Here is a 15815-nt window from a genome sequence, read left to right as displayed (position 1 = left end):
CGGAGTGCTGTTCGCGCAGTTCTGGCTCTGAGCTGCGCTTGGCCGTAAGCTGCGCGAGCCAAGACGGCCGTAACAGCGTGTGGAGAAAGTGCCGATGCGAATTTTATTGGTTGAAGACAACCGCGATATTTTGGCCAATCTGGCCGACTACCTGGGGCTCAGGGGCTACACCGTCGACTGTGCGCAGGACGGTTTGTCAGGTTTGCATCTGGCCGCCACCGAGCATTACGACCTGATCGTGCTCGACATCATGCTGCCTGGAATCGATGGCTACACCCTGTGCAAGCGCCTGCGCGAAGACGCCCGGCGCGACACCCCGGTGATCATGCTCACTGCCCGCGATCAATTGGATGACCGACTGCTGGGCTTCAAGTCCGGGGCCGACGACTACCTGGTCAAGCCTTTTGCCCTGTCCGAGCTGGCCGCGCGCATCGAAGCCGTGATGCGCCGGGCCCAGGGCGGCGGGCGCCGCGCGTTGCAGGTCGGTGACCTGAGCTATGACCTGGACACCCTGGAGGTCACCCGTGAGGGGCGTTTGCTCAAGCTCAACCCGGTGGGGCTGAAGCTGCTGGCGGTCCTGATGCAGAAAAGCCCCCATGTGTTGCGACGCGAGATTCTCGAGGAAGCGCTGTGGGGCGATGACTGCCCTGACAGCGACAGTCTGCGCAGCCATGTGCACCAGTTGCGGCAGGTGATCGACAAGCCGTTTGCCAAACCCCTGCTGCACACTGTGCACGGCGTCGGTTATCGCCTGGCCGAGGGGCGAGATGGAGTTTAAGCAAAGCCTTGCCCAGCGAATCATCATTGCCTTTGCCCTGATGAGTGCGCTGGTGGCGGGCGCCTTCGCCATGGGCATCGTTGCCACTGTGCACCTGGTCGAGGAAAAACTGATTTCCGCAGGGCTGGGGGGCGATCTGCAGCGGCTGTTGCTGATGGACAACGTCAGTGACTGGAGCCATCGCCCGGAGCCGGACCAGCTGTTTTACTACAGTGGCGGCCGTGGTGATTTCGAATTGCCCAAGGATCTGCGCCATCTGGATCCCGGGTTCCATGAGGTGTTTCGCGAGCAGCTGTCGTACCACGCCATGGTCGAGGTCGTCGACGGACGGCGCTATGTCCTGCTGCAGGACCAAAGTGATTTCGAAGAGCGCGAGCGGGTGCTGTTCGCTGTGGTGCTGGTGGGGTTTGTCCTCAGCCTGGCGCTGGCGGTGTTTCTTGGTTGGATCCTGGCGCGACGCGTCATGGCTCCGGTGGTGCGCCTGGCGCGTCAGGTCCGCCATCGCGACCAACTGTTGGGCCTGGCCCCGCCGCTGGCGCCCGACTACGCGGCGGATGAAGTCGGCGAGCTGGCGGTGGCGTTCGACGCCACCCTGGGCCGCTTGCGCCAGGCCCTGAGTCGCGAACGGCTGTTTACCAGCGATGTCAGCCATGAGCTGCGCACGCCACTGATGGTGCTGGCCAGCTCCTGCGAGTTGTTGCTGGAAAACCCCTGCATCGACCAGCGCGGTCGCGCCCAGGTCGAACGCATCGCCCGTGCCTGCGAGGAAATGCGCGAGCTGGTGCAGACGTTCCTGATGCTGGCGCGGGCCCAGCGTGAAGATGCGAGCATGTCGCCGCAGTTGACGCTGAGCCAGGTGGCCGATGATTTGATCGGGCTCTGGAGCGGGCCGATCCGCGATAAGGGCATCGAGCTCATCTTCGAACCCAGACAACCCCTGGACACCCGCTATAACGCGACCTTCCTGCACGCGGTTATGGGAAATCTGTTGCGCAACGCGTTGCACTACACCGAGCAGGGCTACATCCGCCTCACCTTGCAGCCTCAGGGTTTTGTGGTCGAAGACAGCGGTGTCGGTATCCCGGAGGAGAAGCGCGAAGCAATGTTCGAGCCCTTTGTCCGCGGCGATGAAAAGCGCGGCGAAGGCCTGGGCCTGGGCTTGTCGCTGGTGCAACGGATCTGCGAAAACCAGGGCTGGACCGTGACCTTGAGCACCATGACCCCGAACGGTTGCCGCTTTCAGGTGGATTTGAACCAGGCCAAAGCCTGAACCCTCCCTATGCCCCGGTTCTCCGGGGCATTGCTCTTTGCCGTTTATCTGCTGCCATGTGGCCCCATGCCACCTCGGATAAGCTGTAAAAATCTGTAATATTTTCGCCGTGGACGGGACAAAGTTTTCACAAAAGCATGACCTGACGCTGACAGTCCGCTACCTAAAGTGGCGCCATCAGTTGCAGGAGACTTTGATGATGGCGACCCCGATCAAGCTGGAATTTTCCGAAAAGTACGACGATCAGCATGCCCAGGACTATTTGCTCAAGCACCAGAACGGTCTTGCGCGCAAATTGTCCCATCGGCGTGATGAGCAGTTGGCCCGTGCCGCCCTGGCCCTGGCCGGTGAGCCGGGGCTGGTGCTCGATTTGCCGTGTGGAGCCGGGCGCTTCTGGCCGTTGCTGGCGGAAAAAGCCAACCGCGTGATCATTGGTGCTGATAATTCCGCATCCATGTTGAAGATAGCCACCGTGGCCCAACCGGGTGAGGTGGTAAAACGGGTACAACCCTTGCAGACCTCTGCATTTGCCATCGATCTGCCAGATAACGCAGTCGACAGCATTTTCTCAATGCGTCTGCTACACCACATTGGTGAGTCGGCGCATAGGGTCGCCTTGTTGCAGGAATTTCAGCGGGTTACCCGCGATAGCGTCATCGTTTCACTCTGGGTTGACGGTAATTTCAAGGCCTGGAAACGCAAGCGCATGGAGCGCCAGCGGCTCGAGGAAAACGGGGAGCAGGGTTACCAGAACCGGTTTGTGTTACCTGCGGCCACGGTAGAACAAGAATTTGAACAGGCAGGTTTTCGCGTCCAGGATCGTCTGGATTTTTTCCCGCTCTACGCTATGTGGCGGGTTTACGTACTACGTAAGAGGTAACAGGATGGCTGTTGAATGTGCATCGGAAATGGACGTCGCGCACGCAGATCGCTTCGATTATTTTTGGAATCAACACGGCGAATGGGTTGAAGAGCCCAATCGACGTCGAGGCGGGGAAAGCGGTGTGCAGCGGGTTTCGGGCATCAACGGCCGTTTGCTCTATGTAAAACGTCAGACCGGGCATATTTATCGCAGTTGGCTGCACCCCTTTGGTCGCCCCACTGTGTTGCGTGAGGAGACCGCCCTCAAGGGCTTGCGTCTGTTGGACGTGCGGGTGCCGGAGCTGGTGTTCTGTGGTGCGCAACGTGATCCCGAGCACCAGTGGCGGGCGCTGTTGGTCACCGCGGCGCTCGAGGGCTTTGTGGAAGTGGAAAACTGGTATGCCGCGGGCGAGCGTGAGCGTCACGACGAAGCGCTGCATGATCGTTTGCTCAAGGAATTGGCCCAGACCCTGGCGCGCATGCATCAGGGGCGTTGGCAGCACGGTTGCCTGTATGCCAAGCATGTGTTCGTCAAGGTCACCGGGAGCGGGGCGTCGGCCGAGGTCGAGGTGGCGCTGCTGGATTTCGAGAAGTGTCGGCAACGCCTGTCCCGTCAACGAGCGGCGGCCCATGACATGAAACAACTGCGTCGCCATTCGTCGTGGAATGCCACGGACTGGGACAAACTCTACTACTTTTACAAGACGGCGTTTGGCAGCGCTATCAAAGGTTTATAGCGATGAAGCTAGAAGTTGCACGAGGTTTGTTTCTGGTAGGTGCCCTGGTGGTCGCCTCACTGGCCGTGGCTGCCTGGGAGCAGCCGCGTACGCAAGTGCTCAGTGCAATGCACAGCGATGCGCATTGCCCTCTGCCACGAGTGGCCAAAGCCTCTGCGGTGGTCAAGCCCGACCATGATCTGTTGTTATTCATGTTCGGCATGACTCAGGGAATGAGGCCGCAAAGTTGAAGAGCAGCAAGCCCACCTGAAAGGCCTCGCATTGCGAGGCCTTTTACTGTGTTGGCGCTTATCTGTCCGGCTTGGCCAGTAAGGTGTAGATGCACGGCAATACGAAGAGGGTGAACAGGGTACCGATGGACATGCCGGTGGCGATCACGGTGCCGATGTCAAAACGGCTGACGGCCCCCGCACCGGTGGCCAGGATCAAGGGCACCATGCCAAAGACCATGGCCGCAGTGGTCATCAGTACCGGACGCAGGCGTATGGCGGCGGCCTCTTCAACTGCCTGACGCGGGGTCAGGCCCTTGTCCTTGCGCAGTTGGTTGGCGAATTCAACGATCAGGATCCCGTGCTTGGTGATCAGCCCGATCAGGGTCACCAGTCCGACCTGGGTATAGATGTTCATGCTCGACCAGCCGAGAAACAGCGGGATCAACGCCCCGCAGATCGACAGCGGCACGGTCACCAGAATCACCAGTGGATCGCGAAAGCTCTCGAACTGCGCGGCCAGCACCAGGAAAATAATCGCCAGTGCCAGGCCAAAGGTGACCCAGAGCGCGCTGCCTTCCTGCACAAACTGGCGGGAGGCACCGGCATAGTCGAAGGCGTAACCCGCCGGTGCTTCCTCCCGGGCAATCTGACGCACGGTCTCGATCGCCTCGCCCATGCTGACGATGGGCACGCCGGACATGGTGGCCGCGTTGAGTTGCTGGAACTGATTCAACTGCCGGGGACGTGCGCGGTCAGTGACGGTGATCAGGGTCGACAGCGGCAACGCCTGGCCCTGGGTATTTTTCACGTAATAGTTGTTCAACCATTCGGGGTTGTCGCGGTAGGCCCGCTCGACCTGGGCGATCACCTTGTAGCTGCGGCCGTCGATGGTGAAACGGTTGATTTCCGCCTCCCCCAGCAAGGTGGCCAGGGTGCTGCCCAGATCCTGCATTGAAACCCCCATCTGCGCCGCCTTGGCGCGGTCGATATCGACCACCACTTCCGGTTTGTCGAAGGCCAGATCGAGGTCGACGAACGCGAATTTGCCGGACTCCATGGTGCGTTTCTTGATGCGCTCGGCCACTTGCAGCAACGACTCGTAGTCATTGGGGGTGTTGATGATGAACGCGAAGGGCAGGCCCTCCCCGGTGCCCGGCAGGGACGGCAGGTTGAAGCCAAACACCTGCAGCCCGGCGATGGAGCTCAACTTGCCCTGAACTTCCGGCAGGATTTGCATCTGGGTCCGGCTGCGCTCGCTCCAGGGCTTGAGCAGGAAGCCGCCGATCCCTGACTGCACGCCGTTGAAGCCGTTGATCTGGAACGATGAGTAGTACTCGGGGAACTCCTTGAAGATCGTGATGAACTCATCGGTGTAGGCGTTGAGGTAGTCCAGGTTGGCCGGTTGTGGGGCCGAGGCCATCATGAAAATGATCCCCTGGTCCTCGTCCGGGGCCAGTTCCGACTTGGTGAACTTGAGCAGCAGCGGAATCAGGCACAGCACGATCAACGCGAACACCAGCACCACCGGCCGGGTGTTGAGGGTGCCGTGAAGCATGCGCTGGTAGCGGCGCTTGAGGCCCTCGAATATGTGGTCGAGACGGTGGGCCAGGCCACTGGGGTTTGCATCGTGGCGCAGCAACAGCGCGCACATCATCGGCGACAGGGTCAGGGCCACCACTCCGGAAATCACCACCGCCCCGGCCAGGGTCAGGGCGAACTCCTTGAACAGCGCTCCGGTCAGCCCCGTCAGGAACCCGATCGGCGCATACACCGCGGCCAGGGTGATGGTCATCGAAACCACCGGCAAGGCGATTTCCCGGGCGCCCTCGATGGCTGCGTCCAGCGGCGTCTTGCCCTCTTCGATATGCCGGTGGATGTTCTCCACCACCACAATCGCATCGTCCACCACCAGGCCGATGGCCAATACCATGGCCAGCAGGGTCAAGAGGTTGATCGAGTAGCCCATCAATTGCATGAAAAACATCACGCCGATCATCGACAGCGGGATGGTGACCACCGGGATCACCACCGAGCGCAGGGCGCCGAGAAACAGGAACACCACCACAATCACGATCAGCACGGCTTCGAACAGGGTCTTGAGCACCTCGTTGATCGAGGCCTGGATAAACAGCGTGGCGTCGTAGGCAATCTCGACCTTGAGGTTGGGCGGCAGCTGGGACTCCAGCTCGGGCATGAGCTTGCGCACTTCCCTGATCACATCCAGCGGGTTGGCGCCGGGAGTCGCCTTGATGCCGATGTAGACCGAAGGCGTGCCGGCGAAAGAGCTGATTGCGTTGTAGTTCTCCGCGCCCATTTCCACCCGTGCCACGTCGCTGAGCAGGACCCGGCTGTCACCGTCGACTTTCAGCGGAATCGCGGCAAAGGCTTCGGCGGATTTGAGCTCGGTGTTGGCGTTGATGCTGGTCACCACGTACTCGCCCTTGACCTCGCCGGCCGCCGACAGGAAGTTGTAGCGGCGCACGGCATCGGTCACGTCACTGGCGCTCAGGCCGTAGCCGGCCAGCTTGACCGGGTCCAGCCACAGGCGCATGGCGAACACCTGGTTGCCAAGGATCTCGGCCTCGGCCATGCCCGGCAGGGTCGCCAGCTTCGGTTGGATGACCCGCGACAGATAGTCGGTGATCTGCGGGTTATTCAGCTCCTTGCTGAAGAAGCTGATGTACATCAGCGCCGAGGCGTCGGCGGCCTCCCGGCTCAGGACCGGGTCTTCGGCGTCTTGCGGCAGTTGGTTCTTGACCTCGTTGGCCTTGGCCAACAGTTCTGTGAACAGGCGGTCGCTGTTGGAGCCGATGCGCGCGTAGATCGAAATCACCGAGAAGTTCTGGCGGCTGACCGAGGTCATGTAGTCGATGCCTTCAGCACTGGCCAGGCTCTGTTGCAGCGGCTGGGTGATATAGCCCTGGATGGTCTCGGCGTTGGCGCCGGGGTAGGCCGTGGTCACCGTGATCAGGGCGTTTTCCATCTGCGGGTATTGGCGCAGGGGCAACTTGCTCCAGGCCTGGAAGCCCAGCAGCACAATCAGCAGGCTGACCACGGTGGCGAGCACCGGGCGACGAATGAACGGGTCGGTAAAAGCCATGGTGATTCCTTGATCAGTCAGTACGTGGCTGGCTGTTCTGATGATCGGGCAGCAGCTTGTCCGGGCTGATGGCAATGTGCGCGCCGTTGTCCAGCTTGATCTGCCCGGCGCTGACCACCTGCTCGCCCTTGGCCACGCCCTTGTTGATCAGCACCAGGCCGTCCCGACGTTCGCCGGTTTCGACGTAGCGCCGCTCGGCGATCAGGATCGGCTGGCCCTGAGGGTCTTTTTCCTCGCTGCCGTCCGCCGCTTTCCTGTGGGCCACCACGTACAGCGAATTACCGTAGAGGGTGTAGGCGATGGCGCTTTCCGGGACCACGATTTTTGCCTGTGGATCCGGCAGCAGCACTTGCAGGTTGGCGAACATCCCCGGCAGCAGCTTGCCGCCCGGGTTCGCCAGGGTGGCGCGGACCAGCACGTTGCGCGTGCTGTTCTCGACCTTGGGGTTGATGGCGCTGATTTTGCCTTCGACCTGTTCCCCGGGGTAGGCCGCGACGCTGATCTGCACCGGCTGGCCCAGGGCGACTTTCGGCACCGACTGTTCCGGAATGTAGAAGTCGACGTAGAGGCTGCTCAGGTCCTGCAGGGTAGCGATCACCGTGCCGCTGGCCAGGTAGTCGCCAATGTCCACCTGGCGGATGCCGATGGTGCCGCTGAAGGGCGCGAGCATGCGTTTCTTGGCCAGCGCGGCTTTCAGTTGATTGACCGTGGCTTTGTTCTTTTGCAACTGCGCCGAAAGTCGGTCGAATTCGCCTTTGGAAATGGCCTGGCTGCCAACCAGTTGGCTGCCGCGACCGAAATCCAGCTGGGCTAGCCCGAGGTCGGCCTGGGCGGTTTCCAGCAGGGCGCTTTCCACTGCGCTGTCGAGTTGCAGCAGCGCTTGCCCGGCCTTGACCTGTTGCCCTGACTCGAACTGCAGGTCTTTGACGGTGCCGGCGATTTCCAGGCTCAAGTTGACGCCCTGCAAGGCCTTGAGGGTGCCGACAGTGGGCAGGCGGTTTTGCCAGGGGCGCTCGCTGGCGGTGGCCACGGCGACGCTGATCGGCGGCGGTGGGGCCGAGAACACCTGAATCTGCCGGTAGATGGAGAAGGCTTTGTAGCCCGCCAGCAGCAGCACGATTAACAGGACGATACCCAACATGATCAGCATGCGGCGGCGCAGCATATTCCGTTTCCTTGGACAAAAAGCCGGGAATAAAAAGCGTGGATAGCCGGGCACATTACTCCGTCTTTTCGGGGGCTTCCAGATGACAATCCATTCAACTGGAGCCCCTTCGCCAGGGGCGGCGAAGGGGGGAGCGGCTAGATCAGATGCAAATGGTTATCCCAGAGGCCTGCGGGCAGCTCCAGGGGTTTTGCCACAAGTTGTTTCTGGCGGCAGTCGTAAAAGCGACAACGGCCCTGGCCCGAGGTCACGACAAAGCCGTCGGCGACCGCACCGACTCCGGCGCAGTCCGGCAGGGGCGCATCCAGGCGCAGTTCGCCGCTGTCCAGGTCCCAGATAAAAAAGCGGTTGCCCCGGGGCGCGGTGAGGGCCACCAGGCGCAAATCACTGTGTACTGCGACGCTGGCGGTGTAATGCCCCATGGCTTGCAGTTGTTCCTCGGCCACTGGGAAAGCGACGAAGGGCTGCCCGGGACGCTTGATCGCCAACAGCTCGGAGGACTCGTGGGCGGCGCCCATGAACTGCTGGCCGGCGACGATGGTGCCGTCGCTGGCGATACCCAGGTGGCGCACGCTGTTCATCTGCTGGGCCAGGGTTTCCTTGCTCAGCAGGGTGCCGTCGCGGCGCATCAGTACCAGGCTCGGCTCCATGGCATTGAGGTTCATTTCAACCCGGCTCTCGGCCTCGGTGCGGATGCCGCCGTTGGCCACCACCAGGGTTTCGCCATCGGGCATCCACGACACCTGGTGCGGACCGATGCCGTGGGTCGAAATCTCGCCACTGTGCACCAGTCGCTCCCCCTCGAATCGGTACAGGCCCAGCAGGCCACGACCGGGATCGGTGGTGTCGTTTTCGGTGGCGTATAGCCAGTCGCCGCTGTGATGGATCACCGCATGGCCGTAGAAGTGCCGGTTCGGCTGCGAGCTCAGGGTCTGCAGCAGACGGCCGTCACGCAGGTCGATCAGGTAACTCTCGGTGCCCGGGCGCCGGGCCACGAACAACGCCATCGGCAACGTCGGGTGATTGATGATGTCGTGGCAGCGCTGGCCGACCTGGGTGGCGAACACTTGCTGGCCATCCAGGCGGTAGCCGACCGCATAATGCTGACCGTCGCCATCATCCCTGGCCGACAGCAGCAAAGGGCTTTGATTCTGTTGCTTGAACAGCTTCCAGCCGCCCAGGGTGACCGCGCTCAGCAGCAGGCTGCCGAGCGCCACGGCCTGACGTCGCAGCATGATCAGTCACCGTCGTTGGCGTTGAAGCCCAGTTGGATGCCCAGCGCCTTGGCCAGTTCGCCTTCGTGCAGGCGGTGGACCACGTTGAGGCTGTCGTAGATATCGTTGAGTTGCTGGCGGCCGGCATCGTCGCTGAGCATTTCGCTGAGGGAACGCTGGCTGCTGGCGAACAGTTTCAGGGACGCGGCGTAGGCGGCATCAATCTTGTCGGCCAGCGGCTTTTGCTCAGCCGGCAGCAGGCCACGCAGGCCCTTGTTGTCGACCCCGGCCCAGACCGTCTGCGCCGCGCTCAGGCTGGCTTCCAGGCTCTGCAGGGACGACTGGCTGCGCCAGGCATCAGCCTGGAACGGCTGAGGGATGCCCTTGCTCTGGCGGCCCATCGGCGTGCCGAGCTTTTTCTTCAAAGTGTCCAGGGCCGTGACCTGGACCCGCAGCAGATCGGCGATCGCTTCATGGGAATCGGCGTAGCGCTGGTTGGGGAACTTGCTCATCTGCGCCAGCATGCCGTCGTTGCTGTTCCAGCTCGACAGGATCTCTTCGGCCAGGGTTTTCTGACGTTCGCCGATGGCGGTCAGCAAAGGGCAGTAGCGGGCTTTCTGCTCGCTGTTGGCCATGTCGATCTTGCTGTCGAACAGAATGTACTCATAGGCCGACAGGCCTTGTACCACCACGCTGGACTTGGCCAGCGCCGCCGCATCGATCTGCGGGTTGGCGGTGACCAGTTGCTCGACCTGGCGCCCCACCAGGTTTTTCTTGTCCGGCCAGAACTGCACCTGCCACGAGCGATTGCCCTCGGCCAGCGGCCCGATCAGCAGCGGTTGCAACTCGGCCCAGGCTTTTTGCGCGTGGAGGAAGTCGGCACGGGCGGTGTTGAGGTTTTCCTTGCCTTCGCAGAACGCCAGGGCGCTGACCGCCAGTTGACGATCGGCCTCGACCCAACGGCTGTAGGTCGGCAGGATCACCTGCTTGGCGATGGCTGCGGAGGTCACGGCCTGCGGGTCCTGCGGCGAGCAGGCGCCGAGGGCGAGGGCGGCAAGGCTGGTAAACAGCAATTTGGGACGAAACATGGTCGGGCTCCCTTTTTTAATGGAGAAAAGCTTATAGAGAATTCAGGAATGCCAGCAACGCGGCACGCTGTTCGGCATTGAAAGATAAAACCTGTTGCTGCGCCGCTTGGGCTTCGCCGCCATGCCAGAGCACGGCTTCGAGCAGGTTGCGGGCGCGGCCGTCATGCAGGAACTGGGTGTGACCGCTGACCGTCTGCGTCAGGCCGACGCCCCACAGTGGCGGTGTACGCCAGTCCCGGCCGCCGGCCAGAAACTCGGTGCGGTGGTCGGCCAGGCCTTCGCCCATGTCATGCAGCAGCAAGTCGCTGTAGGGGCGGATCACCTGGTTGGCCAGTTCGGGCTCGGCGGCATTGGCCGCCGTGGTGTAGCTGGGGGTGTGACAGGACTGGCAACCGGCCTGGAAGAACAGATTCTTGCCGGCCAGGACCTGCGGCGAGCCGACATCGCGGCGGGCCGGAACGGCCAGGTTGCGGCTGTAGAACAGCACCAGGCGCAGGATGTTGTCGCTGACTTCCGGCTCACCGTCGGGGCCGTTGCCAGTGGGGGCTTGTTTGCAGGCGGTCTGGGTGTCGGTGCAGTCATCGAATGGTCTCAGGCTGGTGGTCAGGCCCATATCACCAGAAAACGCGTGAACATTTTGTTGATTGAGGTTGGGTTGCCCGGCTTTCCAGCCAAAACGCCCGAGCACGGTTTTGTGCAGGGCATCGTCCCAGACCTGATTGGGACGGCCGGCGATGCCGTTTTTGGCGCTGGCCTGGGCTTGGGCATTGGCCAGGATCGCCGCCTCGGGGATGGCCTCCAGCAGGCCGAGGCCGATCATCGGTGGTGCCACGCGGGCCGAGAATCGGGTGTCCGGGTGCATCGGCCCATAGCCCAACTGAGTCAGCAGCAACCTTGGCTTGCGCAACTCGATCTCGGTGCCGTCCTTGAACCGCACACTGACCGGGTCGTACTCCACGCGCACTTTGCCTTCCGGGGCCACGCCGGGGATGGCCATGTCCTGGAACTGCCCGCCATACACCGGCTCCGGCACGATACCGACCTGTTCGATGAGCTTGGCGTAGGCCGGGTCGTTGGGGATCGACAGGCGCACCAGCATCGACACCGCGTTGGCGGCATCTGGCGTGGGCGGATGGCCGCGGCCGTCCTTGATGTGGCAGTTCTGGCAAGCGTTGGTGTTGAACAGCGGGCCAAGGCCATCGCGGGCCGTGGTGGTGGACGGAGCGATCACCCAGGGGCTGCGGAAAAAGCTGTTGCCGACGCTGAAGTCCAGGCGCCGCGTGGGCGACAGGTTGGCCGAGGGCAGGGAGAAGGCGTTCTGATCGGTCTTGCGTACCGTGGCCGCGCCGCCTGAGCGGGCTTCGCCAGGTTCGGCCTTGGTGAAACGCGGGGCGTCATCGCAGGCACTCAGGCTCAGGGCCATGAATAGCGCAGACCAGCGAAGCAGCGACAAGGGCATCGGACATCCTGCAAGACGAGCAAAACAAGGGCGCAAAGTCTAACAGGGCGACGAAATTTGAATAAGAGGAATTATCGTTTGGTTTGACCCAGGACAAGCTGGGCGGGGTCTGCCAGCCATTGCGTGGGGCAGGCAACAAAAAGGCGACCCGAAGGTCGCCTTTTTTATGCAGCGCGGATCAGAACTCGTGATCGGCGTTGTCCGGGTTCAGGTCGCTGATCCCCAGTTTGCCGGCGGCCTGTTCGATCGAACCGGTCTGCTTGACCAGGGCGGCGATGGCGTCGCGCACAATCTTGTTGCCCGCGTCGTTGCCGGCCGCGATCAGTTGGTCGTAGTGCTCGCCTTTGTTGGCGTGATCGACCATCAGCTGGATCTTGGCTTCGGTGTCGGCCAGGTCGGCCTTGAGCGCGGTGTCGGCGGCAGGGTCGGCTTTTGCCACCAGGGAAGACAGGCTGGCGCCGGTCAGCTTGGTACCGTCGGTGCGGGTGTACTCGCCCAGGTAGACGTTGCGGATGCCCTTGGCGTTGTAGAAGTGCGAGTTGTGGGTGTTGTCGCTGAAGCAGTCCTGCTCGTCTTCAGGGGAGTTGGCTTCCAGGGAAACCTTCATGCGCTCGCCCGCCAGTTCGCCGAGGGACAGGCTGCCCATGCCGAAGAGCATTTTGCGCAGGCCGGTTTCAGCCGGTTCTGCTTCCAGGGTGGCGCGGTAGTTGTCGGCCACGTTCGGCTTCCAGTTGCCGACCATTTCTTCGAGGTCGCTGACCAGCAGGTCGGTTACGGCCTTGAGGTAGGCACGACGACGATCGTTGTGGCCACCGGTGGCGCCGGCGCCTTCCAGGTAGTCCGAGGCTGGACGATTGCCGGCGCCTGGACCGGTGCCGTTGAGGTCCTGGCCCCAGAGCAGGAATTCGATAGCGTGGTAGCCGGTGGCGACGTTGGCTTCGGAACCGCCCAGCTCATTGAGGCTGGCGAGTTTTTCCGGAGTGATGTCTTTCACGTCGACCTTGTCTTCGCCGACCTGGACTTCAGTGTTGGCGATGATGTTGGCGGTGGCACCCGGGTTGCCCAGCGCGTGCTCGTAGCTCTTGTCGACGTAGTCGATCAGGCCTTCGTCCAGGGGCCAGGCGTTCACCTGACCTTCCCAGTCGTCGATGATGGTGTTGCCGAAGCGGAACACTTCGCTCTGGGTGTAAGGCACGCGGGCGGCGATCCAGGCAGTCTTGGCGGCGGCCAGGGTGTCGGCGTTCGGCTTGGCGAGGAAGGCGTCGACTGCGGTTTGCAGGTTCTTCGCGGTGGATTCGGCATCGCTGAACACGGCGAAGACCAGGTCGGCGTAGTGCGCGACAACGGCCTTGGCTGCGGCTTCGTCGACCTTGCCGGCGCTGGCGTCTGCCGCAGGAGTGGCAGTGCTGGTGGCTGGGGTCGGCGCTTGAGGCGCGGCGGCCTTGTCTTTGCCTTCGCCACAACCGGCGAGGGAAATAGCGATGGCCAACAGACTGGCGGTAGCCAGAGGCATACGAATCATGGCGAACATCCTGCTTCGAGAGGGGTGGACAGGCGCGGGGGCGCGCAAAACTGCCACATAATGCGAAAGATTTGCATTATGTGTAAAGGGTTGCTCTTGGAAATATTTCTTATTCGCGGGACGGTTGCGCTGGATCAAGCCCCGTTGCGCGGTTGCCCGCTCAGAGGATCGCCGCGTTGCTGCGCTGGGCTTGTTTCAGGTAGGCGCTCAACTCCCGGGCCGGCAGGGGTTTGCTGTAGTGATAGCCCTGACCTTCATGGCAGCCTTCGGAGATGATGTAGGCCTCTTGCTCGGCGGTTTCCACACCCTCGGCAATCACCTGCATGCCCAGGCTTTTACCCAACTGGATGATTGCCCGCACGATGGTTGCATCATCATCGTCATCCAGCAGGTCCTGAACGAAGCTCTTGTCGATCTTGATCTTGTCCAGCGGCAGGCTCTTGAGATAGCTCAATGAGGAGTAGCCGGTGCCGAAGTCGTCGATGGCGATCAGCGCGCCGGAGCGGCGCAGGCTTAGCAGATGCTGGGCGGCGGTGCTGATGTCTTCCATCAGGCCGGTCTCGGTGACTTCCAGCTCCAGGCTGCGCGGTGGCAGGCGATAGATCTGCAGCAGGTTGTTGACCACCCGCGGCAGCTCGGCGTGGTGCAGTTGTACCGTGGACAGATTGACCGCCATGCGCAGGTCGCTGAAACCCATGTCGTGCCACTCGCGCAGTTGCCGGCAGGCCTGGTCCAGCACCCATTCGCCGATGGCGATGATGGTGCCGTTCTGTTCGGCCAGAGGAATGAACAGGTCCGGTGGCACCAGGCCGTGCTCCGGGTGCTGCCAGCGAATCAATGCCTCGACCCCGACCACGCGGTGATCGCGGTAGCTGATCTGCGGTTGATAGACCAGATAGAACTGTTCGCGCACCAGGGCTTCGCGCAGGTCTTTTTCCAGCTCGCGACGGCGGCGCATCTCGCTGTCGACGCTGGCGATATAGAACTGATAACGGTTGCGCGACCGAGTCTTGGCCAGGGTCATGGTCTGCTCGGCTTTTTGCAGCAGCTTCTCGGTGCTGTCGCCGTCTTCGGGAAACAGGGTGATGCCGATGGTGGCGCGCAGGCGTATTTCCTGATGATCGAGGGCGAACGCCGCTTCCAGATCGTCGAGGATGCTCTGGGCCAGTTCCGCGGCTTCATAGGGTTGTTCGATATCGGCCTGGACCAGGGCGAACTGGTCTGCGCCCAGGCGCGCGAGGGCGCCGAGGCGGCCGCTGTGGCCACGCAGGCGGTCGGCCAGGGCCAGCAGCAACTGGTCGCCGGTCTGGTAGCTGAACTGTTCGTTGATGCCCTTGAAGTCATCCAGGCCGACACACAGCACCGCGACTCGGCGTTGCAGGCGCCCGGCGTCCACCAGGATCTTGTCCAGTTGCTGCTGCAATTGCTGGCGGTTGGGCAAGCCGGTCAGGAAGTCGTACTGGGCCATGCGCAACAGGCTGTTTTCCGCTTCGTGGCGCAGGTGGGTATTGCGTTCGATGGAGGCCAGCAACTGGTTGGCGGTGTTGATCCAGATCCCCAGTTCGTTTTTCTCGTGGCCCTTGAGCAGTGGAATCTGGTGTTCGCTGGGACGGTCCGGGTTGATGGTGGTCAGGTGCTCGATGATGCGCGACAGCGGCTTGGTCAGCAGCCAGTGATACACCAGGTACAGCACCAGGCCCATGGCCAGGGCACGCAGGACGCCGGAAATGAAAATGATCACCGAACTGACAATGAAGCCCTTGCCGTAGGTGGCGGTGTCGAGGGTGATGCTCAGGTCGCCGTAATATTCGCTGTAGGGGCCGCGACCTACCAACTGCGTGGTAAAGGTGCGCTCCTGGCCGAGGATCAGGTCGGTGAGCCAGCGACTGGGGGATTGCTGCAGCTCACGGCTTTTTTCCGCGAGCATGGTTTCGTTGGGATGGCCGATGGAGGCCATGCGCACGGCATCGTCCTGAAACAGCCCTTCAATGACCTGCATCCCCATTTCCCGGTCCAGGCTGTAGACCGCCTGGGTCGATGGGTCGCGAAACATGTCGAGAATGCGCTGGGCATCGTTGGCCACCGCCTGCCGAGTCTTGTAGGCGTCGAAGACAATTTGCGCGCAGCTCAAGACTACGCCCACGATCAGTGCCGACAGCAGCACAACCCGGAGCAACTTCACCGACAAGCTGTTTTTGAGTTCCAGCTTCAAAGGGCTATTCCTTGTTCCGTGCGCGTAGCGTCAAGTTGCCATGAGTATTGGCAATCCCGTGTTGGCAGTCAAAGAGACAATCGTGCTCAGGATATTTCGCCGGTAGGCTTGGCCGGAATGCACTGATTAGGAGCATTTTGGCCCATTGATAATGTGTCGGTAGCGAGGCCCTGCAACTTGAGGGGCAGGTCATATTT

Annotated in this window: 12 protein-coding genes; 5 read left to right on the top strand and 7 right to left on the bottom strand. The window is 62.0% G+C overall.

Features of this window, described 5'->3' with window-relative positions; genetic code table 11:
• Positions 1-94: 94 nt before the first annotated feature.
• From colR to MF4836_RS21220, 5 genes are all read left to right on the top strand, one after another.
• Positions 95-778, top strand: a complete 684-nt coding sequence (gene colR / locus MF4836_RS21240) for a two-component system response regulator ColR (RefSeq protein ID WP_078471915.1) — start codon at positions 95-97, stop codon at positions 776-778.
• Complete coding sequence (locus MF4836_RS21235; protein ID WP_078471914.1) at positions 768-2048, top strand: sensor histidine kinase; 1281 nt, start codon at positions 768-770, stop codon at positions 2046-2048. The genes colR and MF4836_RS21235 overlap by 11 nt, the downstream gene beginning before the upstream one ends.
• A gap of 199 nt (positions 2049-2247) precedes the next feature.
• Entirely contained in the window at positions 2248-2928 is a 681-nt protein-coding gene (locus MF4836_RS21230; protein WP_078472052.1) for a class I SAM-dependent methyltransferase, read from the top strand.
• A gap of 4 nt (positions 2929-2932) precedes the next feature.
• On the top strand, positions 2933-3646 hold the full coding sequence (locus MF4836_RS21225; protein WP_078471913.1) for a lipopolysaccharide kinase InaA family protein: 714 nt from the start codon (positions 2933-2935) through the stop codon (positions 3644-3646).
• Positions 3647-3648: 2 nt separating this feature from the next.
• The gene (locus MF4836_RS21220) at positions 3649-3876 is read left to right on the top strand and encodes a hypothetical protein (RefSeq protein ID WP_020298606.1); all 228 of its coding nucleotides are present in this window, start codon (positions 3649-3651) and stop codon (positions 3874-3876) included.
• 58 nt (positions 3877-3934) lie between these two features.
• Here the strand turns inward: MF4836_RS21220 and MF4836_RS21215 are convergent, their stop codons facing one another.
• The 7 genes from MF4836_RS21215 to MF4836_RS21185 form a co-directional block, all read right to left on the bottom strand.
• Positions 3935-6958 (bottom strand): multidrug efflux RND transporter permease subunit, encoded by a 3024-nt coding sequence (locus tag MF4836_RS21215; RefSeq protein ID WP_078471912.1) that lies wholly within the window; start codon positions 6956-6958, stop codon positions 3935-3937.
• 13 nt (positions 6959-6971) lie between these two features.
• Complete coding sequence (locus MF4836_RS21210) at positions 6972-8123, bottom strand: efflux RND transporter periplasmic adaptor subunit (protein WP_078471911.1); 1152 nt, start codon at positions 8121-8123, stop codon at positions 6972-6974.
• A 137-nt stretch (positions 8124-8260) separates the two neighbouring features.
• Complete coding sequence (locus tag MF4836_RS21205) at positions 8261-9358, bottom strand: DUF1513 domain-containing protein (protein ID WP_078471910.1); 1098 nt, start codon at positions 9356-9358, stop codon at positions 8261-8263.
• Between the two features lie 2 nt (positions 9359-9360).
• The gene (locus MF4836_RS21200; RefSeq protein WP_078471909.1) at positions 9361-10425 is read right to left on the bottom strand and encodes an imelysin family protein; all 1065 of its coding nucleotides are present in this window, start codon (positions 10423-10425) and stop codon (positions 9361-9363) included.
• Positions 10426-10456: 31 nt separating this feature from the next.
• Entirely contained in the window at positions 10457-11884 is a 1428-nt protein-coding gene (locus MF4836_RS21195; protein ID WP_078471908.1) for a di-heme oxidoreductase family protein, read from the bottom strand.
• A gap of 178 nt (positions 11885-12062) precedes the next feature.
• Complete coding sequence (locus MF4836_RS21190) at positions 12063-13406, bottom strand: imelysin family protein (protein ID WP_078471907.1); 1344 nt, start codon at positions 13404-13406, stop codon at positions 12063-12065.
• 160 nt (positions 13407-13566) lie between these two features.
• A complete protein-coding gene (locus MF4836_RS21185; RefSeq protein WP_078471906.1) occupies positions 13567-15618 on the bottom strand; it encodes a putative bifunctional diguanylate cyclase/phosphodiesterase in 2052 nt (683 codons plus the stop codon).
• Between the last annotated feature and the right edge of the window lie 197 nt (positions 15619-15815).

The organism is Pseudomonas sp. MF4836 (assembly GCF_002018875.1).
Lineage (GTDB): Bacteria > Pseudomonadota > Gammaproteobacteria > Pseudomonadales > Pseudomonadaceae > Aquipseudomonas.
The sequence above is the reverse complement of the archived record's forward strand: the minus strand, read 5'-3'. Positions and strand labels throughout refer to the sequence as shown.